This window comes from Streptomyces sp. NPDC019443 (assembly GCF_044389785.1).
Lineage (GTDB): Bacteria > Actinomycetota > Actinomycetes > Streptomycetales > Streptomycetaceae > Streptomyces.
Window position 1 is genome coordinate 75,488 of record NZ_JBIRYJ010000018.1, and the last position, 16,811, is coordinate 92,298.

Consider the following 16,811-nt stretch of genomic DNA (forward strand, 5'->3'; position numbering starts at 1 on the left):
CAGGGGCTCGGCCGGCAGTGCGCCGATCCAGCAGACGGCCTGAGCAGCAGACGTCAGACCAGCAGACCGGGAATGGTCTCCTCGTGCGCCGTACGCAGCTCCCCCAGCGGGATGCTGAACTCGCCCTGGATCTCGACCTCTTCGCCGTCCACGACGCCGATCCGCGTCACCGGCAGCCCCCGCGCCCCGCACATGTCGTTGAAGCGGAGCTCCTCGCTGCGCGGCACCGAGACGACCGCGCGCCCCGCCGACTCGCTGAACAGGAACGTGAACGCGTCCAGCCCGTCGGGCACGATCAGCCGCGCGCCCGTCCCGCCGCGCAGGCACGACTCGACGACAGCCTGGATCAGACCGCCGTCCGACAGGTCGTGCGCCGCGTCGATCATGCCGTCGCGGGACGCGGAGATCAGGATCTCGCCGAGCAGCTTCTCGCGGTCCAGGTCCACGGCCGGCGGCAGTCCGCCGAGGTGGTCGTGGATCACCTGCGACCAGGCCGAGCCGCCGAACTCCTCACGCGTGTCGCCCAGCAGGTAGAGGAGCTGGCCCTCTTCCTTGAAGGCGATCGGCGTACGGCGGTTGACGTCGTCGATCACACCGAGCACCGCCACGACCGGCGTCGGGTGGATTGCGGTCTCGCCGGTCTGGTTGTAGAGCGAGACATTGCCGCCCGTGACCGGGGTGCCCAGCTGGAGGCAGCCGTCCGCGAGACCGCGCGTGGCCTCCGCGAACTGCCACATGACGGCCGGGTCCTCGGGCGAGCCGAAGTTCAGGCAGTCCGAGATGGCGAGCGGCTTGGCTCCGGACGCGGCGACATTGCGGTACGCCTCCGCCAGCGCGAGCTGCGCGCCCGTGTACGGGTCGAGCTTCGCGTACCGGCCATTGCCGTCGGTCGCCATGGCCACGCCCAGGTTCGACTCCTCGTCGATCCGGACCATGCCCGCGTCCTCGGGCTGGGCAAGCACGGTGTTGCCCTGCACGAAACGGTCGTACTGGTCGGTGATCCAGGACTTCGAGGCCTGGTTCGGCGAGGAGACCAGGGCGAGGACCTGCTCACGCAGCTCGTCGGAGCTCGCAGGCCGGGGAAGCTTGTTCGCGTCGTCGGCCTGGAGCGCGTCCTGCCACTCGGGACGGGCGTAGGGACGCTCGTACACCGGGCCCTCGTGGGCAACGGTCCGCGGCGGGACGTCGACGATCTGCTCGCCGTGCCAGAAGATCTCCAGACGCTCGCCCTCGGTCACCTCACCGATGACGGTGGCGATGACGTCCCACTTCTCGCAGATCTCCAGGAAGCGCCCGACCTTGTCGGGCTCGACGATCGCGCACATGCGCTCCTGCGACTCGCTCATGAGGATTTCCTCGGGCGAGAGGCTCGCGTCACGCAGCGGGACGGTGTCGAGCTCGACGCGCATACCGCCGGAGCCGGCGCTCGCCAGCTCGCTCGTCGCGCAGGACAGGCCCGCGCCGCCGAGGTCCTGGATGCCCGCGACCAGCTTCTCCTTGAAGATCTCGAGCGTGCACTCGATGAGGAGCTTCTCCTGGAAGGGGTCGCCGACCTGGACGGCGGGGCGCTTGGCGGGACCCGTCGAATCGAACGTCTCACTCGCCAGGACCGAGACGCCGCCGATGCCGTCGCCGCCCGTGCGGGCGCCGTACAGGATGACCTTGTTGCCGGGGCCCGAGGCCTGCGCGAGGTGGATGTCCTCGTGCTTCATCACGCCGATGCAGCCCGCGTTGACCAGCGGGTTGCCCTGGTAGCAGGAGTCGAAGACGACCTCGCCGCCGATGTTCGGCAGGCCGAGGCAGTTGCCGTAGCCGCCGATGCCCGCGACGACGCCCGGCAGGACGCGCTTGGTGTCGGGGTGGTCGGCAGCTCCGAAGCGCAGCGGGTCGACGACCGCGACCGGGCGGGCGCCCATGGCGAGGATGTCGCGGACGATGCCGCCGACGCCGGTGGCCGCGCCCTGGTAGGGCTCGATGTACGACGGGTGGTTGTGCGACTCGACCTTGAAGGTGACCGCGTACCCCTGGCCGACGTCCACGACGCCCGCGTTCTCGCCGATGCCGACGAGCATCGCGTCGTTCTCCGGGACCTTCTCGCCGAACTGCCTGAGGTGGACCTTGCTGCTCTTGTACGAGCAGTGCTCGGACCACATCACGGAGTACATGGCGAGCTCGGCACCGGTGGGACGGCGGCCGAGGATCCCGCGGATGCGCTCGTACTCGTCCTGCTTGAGACCGAGTTCGGCCCAGGGCTGCTCGACGTCCGGGGTCTCGGTCGCGTGCTTGACCGTATCCAGGCTCATGCTGCGGCCCTTTCGTTCTCCCCCAGAGCTGACGCCTGGGTGGTGCCCCCATCTCCGCCCACGCGGCGCAGAGGTGCGGCTTGCTTCTTCGTCTGCCCGGCGGCCACGCGTGCGTCGCTCACAGGGAGACCAGCTTCTTGAGGATCGAGGTGAAGAAACCGAGGCCGTCGGTGCGGCCCGTGCCGATCAGGGGCTCGACGGCGTGCTCCGGGTGCGGCATCAGGCCGACGACATTGCCCGCGGCGTTGGTGATGCCTGCGATGTCGCGCAGCGAACCGTTCGGGTTGAAGTCCAGATAGCGGAAGGCGACCCGGCCCTCGGCCTCCAGCTCGTCGAGAGTGCGCTCGTCGGCGACGTACCGCCCGTCCATGTTCTTGAGCGGGACCGAGATCTCCTGGCCGGCGGTGTAGTCCGCGGTCCAGGCCGTCTCGCTCGTCTCCACCCGCAGCTTCTGCTCACGGCAGATGAAGTGCAGGTGGTTGTTCTGGAGCATGGCGCCCGGCAGCAGATGCGACTCGGTGAGGATCTGGAAGCCGTTGCAGATCCCGAGAACCGGCATACCGGCCTTCGCCTGGTCGATGATCGTTTCCATCACCGGCGAGAACCGGGAGATGGCTCCGGCCCGCAGATAGTCGCCGTAGGAGAAACCCCCGGCGAGAACCACGGCGTCGACCTGCTTGAGGTCCTTGTCGCGGTGCCAGAGCGAGACCGGCTCGGCGCCCGCGAGACGTACGGCGCGCAGGCTGTCCCGGTCGTCGAGCGTGCCGGGGAATGTGACGACTCCGATACGAGAGGTCACGACTCCACCTTCACGACGAAGTCCTCGATGACGGTGTTGGCGAGGAACGTTTCGGCCATCTCATGGATGCGGGCGAGGGCGGCGTCGTCGACCGGCCCCTCCACCTCCAGCTCGAAGCGCTTTCCCTGACGTACGTCCGCGATTCCGTCGAATCCGAGACGGGGCAGTGCACGCTGTACTGCCTGTCCCTGGGGGTCGAGGATCTCGGGCTTGAGCATGACGTCGACTACGACGCGTGCCACGGGCACTCCCGGTGGTGTGTTGCGAAGGCGGTTCCCTCAGCGTACCCGCCCGAAAAATCTACGCGGGTAGATATCCGGAGAACGCGCAACCAAAATCCCGGGAAAATATCCCGCCACCCATTGCCCCGGACACGCGCATGTAATTGGCTGGGCTTCACAATGCGTCGCCTGTCGCTGTACAAAGGAATACAGAGGAAAGCAGCATTGCCCCTCAGCATCCGCAAAGTCGGTATCGCCGCATGTCACAACAGCATGTCAAACCGGTGATACCGCAGGAAAGGACCGATATCCGTGGCTCAGCGAGTAGTGGTCACGCTCTCCGACGACATCGACGGCGGAGAAGCGGCGGAAACGGTCGCGTTCGCCGTGGACGGGAAGTCGTACGAGATCGACCTCAATCCCTCCAATGCAAAGAAACTGCGCAAGGCCCTGGCCCCGTACATGGCGGCCGGCCGGAAGCGGACATACGCCGGGAAGCGTGACAAGTCCCGCGTCACCTACCGGCACACCTCGCTCGAGCCCGCCCCGGCGGCCGTTCGGGCCTGGGCGCAGTCCAACAAGATGGACGTGCCGGCCCGCGGCCGAATCCCCAAGCGGGTCTACGAGGCCTTCCGCCAAGCCAGTTGAGGGGCACGAGCGGATCCGAGTTGCGCTGCACCCCTGGCGGTCGGCTAGAGTCTGGAGCACGCCGAAGGGCGAGGCCGCAAGGCTCCGTCTCACGCAGCGTGCGGGTGTAGTTCAGTAGTAGAACATCCCCCTTCCAGGGGGAAGGCGCAGTGTGCAATTCCTGTCACCCGCTCTGCATCGCTTTACCGGCCACTGATGTGGATCAGGTAGAGTGGTGGAAGCACCGCACAGTGAGAGCTGAGCGGCAGCAATGCGGACGTGGCTCAGTTGGTAGAGCATCACCTTGCCAAGGTGAGGGTCGCGAGTTCGAATCTCGTCGTCCGCTCAGAGAAGAAGGCCCTGGTCGATTCGACCGGGGCCTTCGTCGTATGCGCTGGACGGGTGCGAACCCCGATGACATTTGTCATCGGGGCCGGTGACAGCACGCACTGCCCGTCGCTCCTGGTCGGCGGAAGCCTTGAGCCATGACCAGCGACGAGTACGTGATCGAGGCGGAAGGGCTGCGGCGGACCTACGCCGGTGGCTTCGAGGCAGTGACCGGGATCTCCTTCTCCGTGGCGCGCGGCGAGATCTTCGCCCTGCTCGGGACCAACGGCGCGGGCAAGACCTCCACGGTCGAGCTGCTGGAGGGCCTCGCCGCCCCCGACGACGGACGGGTTCGGGTGCTCGGCCACGATCCCTTCCGCGAGCGCGCCGCCGTCCGGCCCCGGATCGGCGTGATGCTCCAGGAGGGCGGCTTTCCCTCCGACCTGACGGTCGCCGAGACCACCCGGATGTGGGCGGGGTGCACCAGCGGGGCACGCCCCACCGGGGAGGCGCTGAAGCTGGTGGGGCTCGCGGAGCGCTCCGGTGTACGGGCCAAGCAGCTGTCCGGCGGTGAGCGGCGGCGGCTGGATCTGGCGCTGGCGCTGCTCGGGCGGCCCGAGGTGCTCTTCCTCGACGAGCCGACGGCCGGTCTTGACGCGGAGGGGCGCCGCGACACCTGGGAGTTGGTGCGTGCGCTGCGGGACGGAGGCACCACCGTGCTGCTGACCACGCACTATCTGGAGGAAGCCGAGTCGCTCGCCGACCGGCTGGCGATCATGCACCGGGGGCGGATCGTGACCACGGGAACTCCGTCCGAGGTGACGGCGGCGCGGCCTGCCCGCATCCGTTTCGTACTGCCCGAGTGGGTGGCGGCGGAGCGGCTGCCGCTCTCGCTGCGGGCCGCGGCGGCCGGCCGGCGGATCGAGATCCGTACGCACCACCTGCAGCAGTCCCTCGGTGAACTGCTGCTGTGGGCAAAGGAGTCGGACGTACGCCTGGAAGAGCTCGACGCCCGTTCGGCCTCGCTCGAAGAGGCCTTCCTCGATATCGCGCAGACTCAGACGGCGGGTGTGTGACATGACTGCGACGGCCGGACGGCTGACCGCTCTCGGGCGGGCCGAACTGACTCTTCTCCTGCGCAACCGGACCGCTCTCTGCGTGGCGCTGCTGATGCCCGGGGCGATGGTGGTGGGGGTGAAGTCGTCGCTGGACCAGATCGATCCCGACCAGGCCGGGATGAGCGCCGCCGAGGCGGCGATGACCGGAGCGATCGGCATGGTGCTGATCCTGGTCGTCCATCTCAACCTCGTCTCGGCCTATGTGGCCCGGCGCGAGGAGCTGGTGCTCAAGCGGCTGCGTACAGGCGAGGTGCCGGACCGCGAGATCCTCGTCGGGACGGCACTGCCCGCGGCCGGTCTCGCCCTCGCGCAGTGCGTCCTGCTGGTGGTGGCGGGGGTCGCGCTCCTGCGCCTGGGGGCGCCGGAGCGGCCCGGACTGCTCGTGCTGGGTGTGGTGTTGGGGATAGTGCTGCTGACCGCACTGGCGGCGGTGACGTCCGCGGTGACCCAGACCGTGGAGAGCGCACAGATCACCACCATGCCGATGTTCGTGATCTCGATGGCGGGCTCCGGTCCCTTCGTACCCCTGGAGGTGATGCCGGAGAAGCTCGCGTCGATCTGCGAACTGCTGCCCCTGACCGGGGTGATGACGCTCGTACGGGCCGGATGGCTGGGCGGGGCCGACGCCCATGACGTGGTCGGGGCCGTGGTGACGGCTCTGGCCTGGACCGCGCTCTCGGTGTTTGCTGTGCAGCGGTGGTTCCGCTGGGAGCCCCGCCGCTGACTTCGGGAGTTTCTGTGCGGGTGAAGGGCTGGAGCGGCCGCAGCGGACTGGCGAAGGTGGACCTGTATACCCGCGGCACGGTCTATCTGATCGTGTGGGCGGGGGTCCTCGGGCTGACCTTGCTGCTGCAGGCCCGGCCGGTCCACGAGGACGGGCAGCTGATGCTGGTCATGAGCGCCTCGCTGCTCGCCGTCGCGGAGGGGGTGCTCTGCGGACGGCTCGGCCGGCACGCGATGGACGCCTATCTGGGGCAGGGGCAGGTGCCCCGGAGCCTGGTCTCGCGGGCGGCGGGGGTGACGGCCGCGACGACGGCCGCCGTGGTGGCGCTGGCGGCGACGGTCGATCTGACAGGTCTGCTGCCGACGATGCTGGCGGCAGGGCTGGCGCCGTTCCTGACCGTCCACTGTCTGCTCGTACGCAACCGGACCACGGCCCTGATCCAACTGGCGGTGCTGGCCGTGGTGGGCGGGCTGGTTGCGCTGACCGGCAGCACCGCCGCTCAGGCGCTGTTCGCCGTCGTGACGACCGGCTTCGTGACCGGCTGGATGGCGTTCACGGCCCGGTGGTCCATGTGGGTACTGGCGGTGATGTGGGAGCTGCGCGAGGCGCGCGACGTAAAGGCGCGGCTCGCCGTCGCCGAGGAACGGCTGCGCTTCGGCCGCGATCTGCACGACGTGATGGGCCGGAATCTCGCCGTGATCGCGCTGAAGAGCGAGCTCGCGGTACAGCTGGCGCGGCGCGGGCGGCCTGCGGTCGACCAGATGACCGAGGTCCAGCGCATCGCCCAGGAGTCGCAGCGAGAGGTACGGGACGTGGTGCGCGGCTACCGGGAGGCGGACCTGAGCGTGGAACTGGAGGGTGCGTGGGGCGTCTTGGCGGCGGCCGGGATCGCCTGCACGGTCCGGTCCGGGGACGCGGAGCTGCCGGTCGGCGTCCAGTCGGCGCTCGGCTGGGTGGTCCGGGAGGCCACGACGAACGTGCTGCGGCACGGGGACGCGCGGCGCTGCACGATATCGCTGCGCACCGCGGACGACACGGTGGTGCTGGTCGTCGAGAACGACGGGGCGGCCGAGGCGGCCGCCGGCACCCCGGGCTCGGGCCTGGCCGGCCTGCGCGAGCGACTGTCCGCCGTGGACGGCACGCTGGAGGCGGGACCGGCGGGGGGCGGGCGGTTCCGTCTGACGGCCCGCGTTCCGCTGGGACAGCAGACCGGACAGGACAGGGAGGAGGCGGTGTGACCGTACGGGTACTGCTCGCCGATGACGAGCATCTGATCCGCGGCGCACTGGCCGCGCTGCTCGCGCTCGAGGACGATCTCGTGGTGGTCGCCGAGGCGGCCTCGGGCACCGAGGCCCTTGCCATGGCGCGGGCGCACCGGCCCGACGTCGCAGTCCTCGATCTTCGGATGCCCGCCCCGGACGGTGTGAGCGTGGCCACATCCCTGCGGGCCGAGCTGCCGGAATGCCGGACGATGATCGTGACCAGTCACGGGCGGCCCGGGCACCTGAAGAGAGCGCTGGCTGCGGGCGTGCGGGGCTTTGTCCCGAAGACGGTCAGCGCCCAGCGGCTGGCGGAGATCATCCGTACCGTGCACGCCGGAAACCGTTATGTGGACCCGGAGTTGGCGGCGGACGCGATCTCCGCGGGGGACTCGCCGCTGACCGCCCGCGAAGCGGAAGTGCTGGAACTGGCGGCGGACGGGGCACCGATCGCGGAGATCGCGGAGCGGGCCTCGCTGTCCCAGGGGACCGTGCGGAACTACCTGTCATCGGCCGCCTCCAAGCTGGGGGCCGAGAATCGGCACGCGGCGGTGCGTCTCGCACGTGAGCGAGGTTGGGTATAGTGGTCTCCGCGCAAGGCGCATGCGGACGTAGCTCAGTTGGTAGAGCGCAACCTTGCCAAGGTTGAGGTCGCCAGTTCGAACCTGGTCGTCCGCTCAGATTGAAGGCCCCGGTCACCACGACCGGGGCCTTCTTCGTGTCTACGACCAGCCTTCGTGGCTACGACCGGCCTTCGTGGCTACGACCAGCTCGTGCCGGTCAGCAGCTCGTACGCGTCGATGTACTTGGCGCGGGTCGCGTCGACGATCTCCTGCGGGAGGGCCGGCGGCGGCTGTTCGCTCCTGCGGTCCCAGCCGGAGGCGGGCGAGGTCAGCCAGTCGCGGACGTACTGCTTGTCGTACGAGGGCTGGGCTCGGCCGGGCTGCCAGGAGGCGGCGGGCCAGAAGCGGGACGAGTCCGGGGTCAGCACCTCATCGGCGATCACGAGGTCGTCGCCGTCGAAGCCGAACTCGAACTTGGTGTCCGCCAGGATGATGCCGCGGTCGCGGGCGATGTCGCGGGCCCGGCTGTAGACGGCGAGGGTGGTCTGGCGCAGCTGGGCGGCGGTCTCGGCGCCGGCCTGGCGGACCACCTCCTCGTAACTGACGTTCTCGTCGTGGTCTCCGACGGCCGCCTTGGTGGCGGGCGTGAAGATCGGGGCGGGGAGCTCGGAGCCGTCGGAGAGGCCCTCGGGCAGCGCGAGCCCGCAGACGGTACGGGTCTCGTTGTACTCGGCGAGGCCCGAGCCGGTGAGGTAGCCACGGGCGACGCACTCGACCGGGACCATGCGCAGGGACTTGCAGACGAGGGTGCGGCCGGCCCAGTCGGCGGGGGCGCCGGCGGGCAGCTCGGTGGAGATCACATGGTTGGGGACGAGGTCCTCGAGGCGCTCGAACCACCACAGCGACAGCTGGGTGAGGACCCGGCCCTTGTCGGGGATCTCGGTGGGCAGCACCCAGTCGTAGGCGGAGATGCGGTCGCTGGCGACCATCACGAGGTCGCCCGCCTCGTTCTGGTACAGGTCGCGCACCTTGCCGGTGTGCAGATGTACCAGGCCCGGCACCTGAAGCGGCTCGGGCTTTTCGACGAATCCGGACACGGTTCCTCCCCGTGGTTGAACAAAAGGGGCGCCCCGAAGGGGCACAAGTAAGGCGGTGGTGGGAGACGGGCGGGCCAATCGCCTCGATTCTCCCGTATGCGGGGAGGGCGGGCCCCGTCAGGGGGTCCTGTCGGTCGTGTTCGCGCCTGTCGGTCCTAATCGCGTTTGCAGATGCGGTCGAGGAGGTTGGCCGTCGCCCGCTGGACGCGGGTCTCGACATGACCGGGCCGGTCCAGCGCCGGGGACCAGGCGAAAGTGCCGGACGCGAAGACCAGGGCGCCGGAGGGTGCGCGGTACAGCGATGTCTCCTGGTGGCGCACGGCGCCGTCGCTGTCCTGGTACGGGGAGTGGGCCAACAGGATCCGTCCCCGGTGCTCGGGGAGCGCGGTGCGCGGGAAGTAACGGTCGGCCTCGCCCGCGACCAGGCCGGGGAGTTCGTCGCCCTCGGCTGCGCCCGTCGCCTCCCAGAGCCAGTGGTCGGCGTTCCGTACGACAAGAGGGTGCGGCTCGGGGACCCTCCCCGCGTACTGGATGCCGAGCAGTTGCTGCTCGGCCCGGTCGATCTCGCGCCACAGGGCGGACTTTCCCGGGCTGCGGCGCTTGCGGCAGGTGAGAAGGCGGTCGTCGACGCCGGAGGGGGACGGGCCGAGCTCGACCTGCCAGTACATGGTGTTGGCGGAGAGGAAGACGAGCGAGGTGCCGTGGTCGCGGGCGAGTTCGGCGGTGCGGCGCATGGGGGCCGACCAGTACTCGTCGTGGCCGGGGAAGACCAGTCCGCGGTAGCGGGTGGGGTCGACGCGGCCGGCGTGGAGGTCGCGGGTGTCGGCGTAGGCGAGGTCGTAGCCGTACCGCTCGGCCCAGCGGATGAAGTCGTAGGCGTGGCCGACGTGGAGAGGCAGGCCCGCGCCGGCGTACGGGCGGTCGAAGGACACCGTCATCGCGGCGTCCTCCTCGCCGAGCAGCCGGCCCGTCTCGTCCCAGGCGTGGTAGAGGCTGGCGCCGGTGTGGCCGTCCTCCGGGTAGAGGTTGTACGCCTGCCAGGTGATGTCCGGGAGGAGCAGGAGGAGGTCGGCGGGGTGGTCGTCGCGGACGGTGAAGGGGATGTGGGAGCGGTAGCCGTCGGCGGTGGTGAGCACGGCGACGTAGGCGCCGATGGACCAGTAGGAAGGAATCTGCAGCCGCCAGGAGAGCCACCAGTGGTGGCAGGAGACCGTGCGCTGGGCGGTGAGCGGGGCCGGCTGGACGATGCCGGACAGGCGGGGGCTGGTAGTGATCTTGGCAGCGCCGTCGCCCGCGTAGTGGCCGATGCGGTAGATGTCGACCGAGAACTGCTGGGGCGGGTCCACGGTGATGTGGAAGTCGATCGCCTCGCCGGGGGCGACGGCGCCGGTGGCTGTGAAGCCCTTGATCTGACGGCGTACGTCATCGGCGGTACGCGGCCCGCCGGAGCGGCCGCCGGCCAGTGTGGGATCGACGTACCAGGGGACGACCTGGCCGGTGTCGTCGAAGTAGTGCTCGCTGCCGCGGAGCCAGGGCAGGGGGCCCTGACCGAAAGGGTCTGTGACGGCGTGGGCGAGGGCGCCCGATTCCCATCGCCGGATCTGATCTGCCCCCATGCTGCGCCCTCCCTCGATGCCCTGGGACAACTGCGATGCGCCGACTGTTCAGCGCCGGTCTCCAGCACATCACATAACGCACTCACTCCGTCACCGTTCGTCGCGAATTGGCGTGAACGGAACGCAGGGTTCCAGGGGTGGGGTGGCCTTGGAGGCGCCCCGGGGTGGCGGGGTCAGACCAGGCGGACCGGCTTTTCCGGGCGGACGCCGAGGGCGGAGAGCCAGGTGCGGAGCGGCGCCGCGTCACCGTCCTCGGTCAGGCTCAGGACCCGGGCGGCCAGATCCGCGCGGCGTTCGCCGTTGATCAGCAGGGCCGGACCGTCGAGCCAGTCGAGGCCGGGGGCCGCGCCCGCCGTGTCGACGGCGGCGCAGCAGACCATCGCGGTGACATGGTCGGCGAGCAGCTCGCGGCCGGTACGGGGCGGCTGCAAGGGGAAGAGGGGAAGCGGGTCCGCGCCCCAGCCGTTCAGGGCGTCGGCCGGGCTCTTGGGCACCGGCGGAGCCGCCGCTTCCTCCTCGCGCACGGCCTCCTCGCGGGCGACCTCCGCGCTGATCCCGGCCGCCAGGGTGTCGCCGGCCTCGGCGGTGTGGGCGGTGCCGCCGGTGTCGCCTGTGTCGGCGGTGTGGGCGGTCTTGGCGGCCTCACCACTGTGGGCGGTCTGGGTGCCCCGGCCGGACAGATGGTCCATCACCCGGGCGAGCGTCGGGCCGTTCGGGCCGGCCGACGGCGGCACGCCCAGGTCGTCGAGCACCCGGTGGAGACGGGCCGCTTCCGTACGCCACTTCCGGTCGACAACCTCTTCCGGGTACTGCTGCCAGTCGACCGGGGACCAGTCGGGGCCCGCCTCGGCCGGGCCGCCGTGGAAGAGGCGGGCGGCCAGCAGGGACGCGGCCTCGTCGACCGCGCCTGGCTCTTCCAGCAGGTCACAGGCGGGCCGCTCGCCCAGCCGGGAGGCGAAGCCCTCGGCCAGTCGGTCGCGGCGGGAGAGTTCGGTCAGCGCGGAGACGACGCCCGCGTCGAGCCGGGACGGCCAGCGGCCCATGCGCCAGGCGGGCAGCGCGACCCGGGTCAGCAGCCGGTCCCAGCCTGCGTAGGCGAGGCCGACCTGCTCCTGGGCGACGATCCGCAGGCCGTAATCCACAGCCTGTGCACGCTCGGACGCGGCGGCCGCGACACCCCGCTCCATCTCGGCTGCCTGCACTTGGCAGCTGCGCAGCAGCAGTCGGGTTATCCGGCCGACGAAGCCGAGCGCCACCTTGCCTATCGGCCCCAGACCGGGGTCGGCCGCGACGGCGACCGCCGCGTCCAGGCCTCGTACGAAACGGCGGGCCGCGGCTATGTCGGGGTGCGCGGAGGGAGAGGTCCCGGCGACGACCGGCGCCAGCACCGCCCGCAGCTCGGCGACCCGCATCCACCACAGGAAGGGCGAGCCGATCACCAGCACGGGCGCCTCGGCGGTCCGACGCCGGCGCCCGCTTCGTATCGCATGGGCCGGGTGGGAACGGTCCTCGAGCCAGCTGTCGCAGTCCGGGGTGAGCGCCAGCGCCGACGGCGCGGGCACCTCGAGGCGCTCGGCCAGATCCCGCACCAGCCGGTACAGATCGGGGGCCGCCCGCTCCGAGAGCCCGACGGTCGGGCTGAGCGCCGGGCTCGCTCGTACGATCACGGCCGCGACCGCCGCGGCGAGCAGCAGCACGACCACCGCGAAGACCGTCACGGCCAAGCGCGCGGCGTCCCAACTCCGGCCCTCCATACGCCCCGTGGCACCGCCGACGAGGAGCACGACGGCCACGGCCGCGGGCAGCAGCGCCACGGCCACTGCCCTACTGCGGATGCGCAGCACGGCGAGAGCTCGGGAGCGCGCTGCCTGCGCGCCCATCGACTCACCGATACCGGTACCGGACACGGCCGGACCTCACCCCCTCTGCCCTGCGACGGTGTTGCTCACTCCCCCACTGTGGCACCCGTCACTGACATCGCAATGCCGGTGGGCCAAGTGCCGGAACGCCTGCGCCGCACCCTAGTTGGGGCTCCGACGGGCGTCATCCGGATGGCTCAGCCGTCACTCGATGGAATGGCTTTGGTCAAAGGTGATGACGGTTCTCAGGCGCTAGGGGTTCACTCCCCGGCGGCCTTGCGCGCGATGTCCGTACGGTGCTGGGAACCGTCCAGCCGGATCCGGGCCACGGCCTTGTACGCGCGCTCACGCGCCTGCGTCAGGTCTCTTCCGGTCGCGGTGACCGAGAGTACCCGCCCGCCGGTGCTCAAAATCGCGTCGCCGTCCCGCCTTGTCCCGGCATGCAGGACGTACGCATGGGGCGCATCCTTGGCCGCGACCTCGTCCAGGCCCTCGATCGGGTCGCCGGTGCGCGGGGTGTCCGGGTAGTTGTGCGAGGCGATGACCACGGTCACGGCGGCGTCATCACGCCACCGCAGCGGCGGCTCGAGGTCGAGGGTGCCCTGGGCGGCGTGGAGCAGCAGGCCCGCGAGCGGGGTCTGCAGACGGGCCAGGACCACCTGGGTCTCCGGGTCGCCGAAACGGGCGTTGAACTCGATGACCCGTACGCCGCGACTTGTGATCGCGAGGCCCGCGTACAGCAGCCCGGAGAAGGGCGTGCCGCGGCGGTGCAGTTCGTCGACGGTGGGCTGGAGGACGGTCGCCATGACCTCGTCGACCATCTTGGGGTCGGCCCACGGGAGGGGGGAGTACGCGCCCATGCCGCCGGTGTTGGGGCCCGCGTCGCCGTCGAGTGCGCGCTTGAAGTCCTGGGCGGGCGTAAGGGGGAGGACGGTCTGGCCGTCGGTGATGGCGAAGAGGGAGACCTCGGGGCCGTCGAGGAACTCCTCGATGACCACGCGTTCGCAGGCCAGCGCGTGCTCGCGGGCGGCGGCGAGGTCGTCGGTGACGACGACGCCCTTGCCGGCGGCGAGGCCGTCGTCCTTGACGACGTACGGAGCGCCGAAGGCGTCGAGGGCCTCGTCGATCTCCTCGGGCGTCGTACAGACATAGCTGCGGGCGGTGGGCACTTCGGCCGCCGCCATCACTTCCTTGGCGAAGGCCTTGGAGCCTTCCAGCTCGGCAGCCTCGCGGGAGGGGCCGAAGCAGGGGATGCCCGCGGCCCGTACGGCGTCGGCGACCCCGGCGACGAGCGGCGCCTCGGGGCCGACGACGACGAGTTCGGCCGCCAGCTCGGTGGCGAGCCGCGCCACGGCCGCGCCGTCCAGCGCGTCGACCGGGTGCAGCTGGGCGACCTCGCCGATGCCGGCGTTTCCGGGCGCGCAGTGCAGAGCGGTGACGTCGGGGTCGAGGGAGAGAGAGCGGCACAGGGCGTGTTCGCGGGCGCCGCCGCCGATGACGAGGACCTTCACGGCAGCCAGCCTAACCGCCCGGGAGTGGCTGACCTGTACGGGCCTCCGAGGCGGCCTCCCCTACTCGTTCGTATATTCCTCCACGACCGTGGCGCCGAGCTCGCGCACGATCAGGTCGTGGCCGGAGAGTGCGGAGTCGACGAGGTCGGGGTCGTCCTCTTCCGGCACGTCGTCCTCGGGGGCGACCGGGGGCGGGGTGTGGGGAGTGTGCGGGGTGCGCGCGGGGTCGGCGCGCGAGGGCTCGGGGACGGAGGCCTGTGGGGCCGGAGCGGACGAGGACGCCGGGGAGGACTGTGAGCTTTGAGGTGCCTGGGGGGCTGCCGGGGCGGGGCGGGGCGCTGGTGCTGGGGCCTGCGGGGCCGGGGCCGACGAGGGCCGGCCTCCGCCGTAGCCGCCTCCGCCACCACCGCCGTAGCCACCGCCGCCGGACGGGGGCTGCGTGCCGCCGCCGGGGCCGCCCACGCCGCCCGAGGGATCGATGATCGCCTCGACCTTCCACTGCACGTTGAACTGCTCGGCGAGTGCCTGCTTCAGCACTTCCTCGCTGCCGCTGCTCGTGAAGTTGTCGCGGGCGCCGGCATTGATGAAGCCGAGCTGGAGGGTGGTTCCGTCGAAGCCTGCAACCTGCGCGTTCTGACTGAGCAGGATCCAGGTGAAGCGGCGGCGGTTCTTCACGGCCTCCAGGATGTCCGGCCACATGTTCCGCACCTGTACGGTGCCCTGGGCCGGGCCCGCACTGGGCGCGGCGGGGGTGGGGGCGGGTGCCGGTGCTGGGGCTGAGGCGGTCGGGGCGGGAGGAGCGGGCTGGGCCGCGGAGGGGCGGCCGCCGCCCTGACCAGGGCTCGACGCCGTGGGCCAGCCGCCGGGACGCCGCCCGGCCTCGGAACCCGTTGCGGCCGCGGCGGGCCATGCTCCGGGGCGCTGTCCGGCGGGCGGCTGCTCTGCTGGGGGAGCGACGGGCTCGGGTGCGGGGGCCTGCGCCGGCGCGGGCGTAGGCGTGGAGGCGGGCGCGGGTGCCTGGGCAGCCGAACGTGCGACGGCCGGCCCGCCGCCCTGCGGCGCGGACGGTGCGGGCGGTGCGGTTGGTACGGACGGTGCGTGCGGCACGGGCGCGTGGGCCTGGGCCTCGGGCCCGGGGACGTACCCCATCGCTGGCCCCGGACCCCCGGTCGAGAACGTCGCCCCTCGCTCCAGCCGGTCCAGCCTCGCCTGTACCGACCTCTCGTCGTCGAAGGCGGCGGGCAGCAGTACCCGCGCGCAGATCAGCTCCAGCTGCAGCCTCGGCGAGGTGGCGCCACGCATTTCCGTCAGCCCGGTATTGACCAGGTCCGCGGCCCGGCTCAGCTCCGCGGCCCCGAGGACGGACGCCTGCGCCTGCATCCGCTCGACCACGTCGGCCGGGGCGTCGATGAGTCCCTTGTCCGCCGCGTCCGGCACGGCGGCCAGGATCACCAGGTCCCGCAGCCGCTCCAGCAGGTCGGCGACGAAGCGCCGCGGGTCGTTGCCGCCCTCGATCACCCGGTCCACGACCTCGAAGGCCGCGGCCCCGTCGCCCGCCGCGAAGGCGTCCACGACCGAGTCGAGCAACGAGCCGTCCGTGTACCCGAGGAGGGCGGTGGCCATGGCGTACGTCACACCTTCCTCGGTCGCGCCGGCCAGCAGCTGGTCCATGACGGACATGGAGTCACGCACGGACCCCGCGCCCGCCCGTACGACGAGCGGCAGCACGCCGTCCGCGACCGGGATGTTCTCCTTGCCGCACACCTCGCCCAGGTACTCACGCAGCGTCCCGGGGGGCACCAGCCGGAACGGATAGTGGTGCGTACGCGACCGGATCGTGCCGATGACCTTCTCCGGCTCGGTCGTCGCGAAGATGAACTTGAGGTGCTCCGGCGGCTCCTCGACCACCTTCAGCAGAGCGTTGAAGCCCTGCGGGGTGACCATGTGCGCCTCGTCGATGATGTAGATCTTGTACCGGCTGCTCGCCGGCCCGAAGAAGGCCTTCTCCCGAAGATCACGCGCATCGTCCACGCCACCGTGCGAAGCAGCGTCGATCTCGATGACGTCGATCGACCCCGGCCCGTTCCTGGCGAGGTCGCGGCAGGACTGGCACTCGCCGCACGGCGTCGGCGTGGGCCCCTGCTCGCAGTTCAGACAGCGGGCGAGGATGCGCGCGCTGGTCGTCTTTCCGCATCCGCGCGGCCCGCTGAACAGGTACGCGTGATTGACCCGGTTGTTCCGCAGGGCCTGCTGCAGCGGGTCAGTGACATGCTCCTGCCCGATGACCTCGGCGAACGACTCGGGGCGATAGCGGCGGTACAGCGCAAGGGACGACACGCCTACGAGGTTATCGGGGCCTACTGACAAGCGACGCCGCCCGCCGATGTCTGCCCCTGCCGAGCGGGGCCGGGCCGGTGTCCGACCGGGCCCTGCAGCGTCCGCCGGCAGCGCCGCCGTCCGCAAACGCAAGCGCCCCTCACGCACCCGCCAGAGCCGACCTACCCTTGCTGCCTTCCGGCCCTGGGGGAGTTCAGTCAGATAGCGCCACGTGAGGGGCTCCGCACAGGGTACCTGATGGCAGGGGGTGGGAACGAGTTCGCTAGCACTCCTCAGCGTCTTGTATTGTTTGCCGCGGAGGATTCGCCTAGTGGCCTAGGGCGCACGCTTGGAAAGCGTGTTGGGGGCAACCCCTCACGAGTTCGAATCTCGTATCCTCCGCCAGTGCCTCACCGGGCACGATGTCGAAGGGCCCCACCGTTCGCGGTGGGGCCCTTCGTCGTTGTCCGG

13 protein-coding genes, 4 tRNA genes and 1 other RNA gene are annotated in these 16,811 nt (G+C 70.9%); 9 read left to right on the forward strand and 9 right to left on the reverse strand.

The genetic code is table 11. From position 1 onward, the window contains the following. Nucleotides 1–53: 53 nt before the first annotated feature. The 3 genes from purL to purS all read right to left on the reverse strand — a co-directional run bounded on the left by purL (nt 54) and on the right by purS (nt 3,344). Nucleotides 54–2,303: a phosphoribosylformylglycinamidine synthase subunit PurL gene (purL, locus tag ACH492_RS34600; protein ID WP_398992551.1), complete on the reverse strand. Its 2,250-nt coding sequence runs from the start codon at nt 2,301–2,303 to the stop codon at nt 54–56. A gap of 118 nt (nt 2,304–2,421) precedes the next feature. Beyond that, nucleotides 2,422–3,102 (reverse strand): phosphoribosylformylglycinamidine synthase subunit PurQ, encoded by a 681-nt coding sequence (purQ, locus tag ACH492_RS34605; protein ID WP_307662482.1) that lies wholly within the window; start codon nt 3,100–3,102, stop codon nt 2,422–2,424. After that, entirely contained in the window at nt 3,099–3,344 is a 246-nt protein-coding gene (purS, locus tag ACH492_RS34610) for a phosphoribosylformylglycinamidine synthase subunit PurS (RefSeq protein WP_215092426.1), read from the reverse strand. The genes purQ and purS overlap by 4 nt, the downstream gene beginning before the upstream one ends. A gap of 291 nt (nt 3,345–3,635) precedes the next feature. Between purS and ACH492_RS34615 the strand changes: the two genes are divergently transcribed. The 8 genes from ACH492_RS34615 (at nt 3,636) to ACH492_RS34650 (ending at nt 8,056) form a co-directional block, all read left to right on the forward strand. Continuing rightward, nucleotides 3,636–3,971 (forward strand): Lsr2 family protein, encoded by a 336-nt coding sequence (locus ACH492_RS34615; protein ID WP_398992554.1) that lies wholly within the window; start codon nt 3,636–3,638, stop codon nt 3,969–3,971. Nucleotides 3,972–4,071: 100 nt separating this feature from the next. Then, a tRNA-Gly gene (locus ACH492_RS34620) sits at nt 4,072–4,143 on the forward strand. A gap of 80 nt (nt 4,144–4,223) precedes the next feature. Next, a tRNA-Gly gene (locus ACH492_RS34625) sits at nt 4,224–4,296 on the forward strand. A gap of 139 nt (nt 4,297–4,435) precedes the next feature. Continuing rightward, the gene (locus ACH492_RS34630) at nt 4,436–5,353 is read left to right on the forward strand and encodes an ABC transporter ATP-binding protein (protein ID WP_398992556.1); all 918 of its coding nucleotides are present in this window, start codon (nt 4,436–4,438) and stop codon (nt 5,351–5,353) included. 1 nt (nt 5,354) lies between these two features. After that, a complete protein-coding gene (locus tag ACH492_RS34635; RefSeq protein ID WP_398992558.1) occupies nt 5,355–6,119 on the forward strand; it encodes an ABC transporter permease in 765 nt (254 codons plus the stop codon). Nucleotides 6,120–6,139: 20 nt separating this feature from the next. Further along, entirely contained in the window at nt 6,140–7,357 is a 1,218-nt protein-coding gene (locus ACH492_RS34640; RefSeq protein WP_398992626.1) for a sensor histidine kinase, read from the forward strand. Beyond that, entirely contained in the window at nt 7,354–7,962 is a 609-nt protein-coding gene (locus tag ACH492_RS34645; protein WP_398992560.1) for a response regulator, read from the forward strand. The genes ACH492_RS34640 and ACH492_RS34645 overlap by 4 nt, the downstream gene beginning before the upstream one ends. A 21-nt stretch (nt 7,963–7,983) precedes the next feature. Continuing rightward, nucleotides 7,984–8,056 (forward strand) — tRNA-Gly (locus ACH492_RS34650). Nucleotides 8,057–8,138: 82 nt separating this feature from the next. Here ACH492_RS34650 and ACH492_RS34655 read toward each other — a convergent pair. The 6 genes from ACH492_RS34655 to ffs form a co-directional block, all read right to left on the reverse strand. Further along, entirely contained in the window at nt 8,139–9,038 is a 900-nt protein-coding gene (locus tag ACH492_RS34655) for a phosphoribosylaminoimidazolesuccinocarboxamide synthase (RefSeq protein ID WP_398992562.1), read from the reverse strand. A gap of 155 nt (nt 9,039–9,193) precedes the next feature. Continuing rightward, nucleotides 9,194–10,654 (reverse strand): N,N-dimethylformamidase beta subunit family domain-containing protein, encoded by a 1,461-nt coding sequence (locus ACH492_RS34660; RefSeq protein ID WP_398992564.1) that lies wholly within the window; start codon nt 10,652–10,654, stop codon nt 9,194–9,196. A gap of 173 nt (nt 10,655–10,827) precedes the next feature. Further along, the gene (locus ACH492_RS34665) at nt 10,828–12,561 is read right to left on the reverse strand and encodes a hypothetical protein (protein WP_398992566.1); all 1,734 of its coding nucleotides are present in this window, start codon (nt 12,559–12,561) and stop codon (nt 10,828–10,830) included. A 212-nt stretch (nt 12,562–12,773) separates the two neighbouring features. Next, a complete protein-coding gene (purD, locus tag ACH492_RS34670) occupies nt 12,774–14,024 on the reverse strand; it encodes a phosphoribosylamine--glycine ligase (RefSeq protein ID WP_398992568.1) in 1,251 nt (416 codons plus the stop codon). A 60-nt stretch (nt 14,025–14,084) separates the two neighbouring features. Further along, nucleotides 14,085–16,361 carry a DNA polymerase III subunit gamma and tau gene (locus tag ACH492_RS34675; protein ID WP_398992569.1) on the reverse strand — a complete coding sequence of 759 codons (2,277 nt, stop codon included), beginning with the start codon at nt 16,359–16,361 and terminating at the stop codon, nt 14,085–14,087. Between the two features lie 125 nt (nt 16,362–16,486). Further along, an RNA gene (gene ffs, locus ACH492_RS34680) (signal recognition particle sRNA small type) lies at nt 16,487–16,585 on the reverse strand. A gap of 72 nt (nt 16,586–16,657) precedes the next feature. Between ffs and ACH492_RS34685 the strand changes: the two genes are divergently transcribed. Beyond that, a tRNA-Ser gene (locus tag ACH492_RS34685) sits at nt 16,658–16,745 on the forward strand. Nucleotides 16,746–16,811 lie beyond the last annotated feature (66 nt).

Excerpts from the sequence above, each read along its gene's own strand:
- ACH492_RS34635 (WP_398992558.1), top strand. The coding sequence starts at position 5,355 with ATGACTGCGACGGCCGGACGGCTGACCGCTCTCGGGCGGGCCGAACTG.
- ACH492_RS34660 (WP_398992564.1), bottom strand. The coding sequence starts at position 10,654 with ATGGGGGCAGATCAGATCCGGCGATGGGAATCGGGCGCCCTCGCCCAC.
- purL (WP_398992551.1), bottom strand. The coding sequence starts at position 2,303 with ATGAGCCTGGATACGGTCAAGCACGCGACCGAGACCCCGGACGTCGAG.
- ACH492_RS34630 (WP_398992556.1), top strand. The coding sequence starts at position 4,436 with ATGACCAGCGACGAGTACGTGATCGAGGCGGAAGGGCTGCGGCGGACC.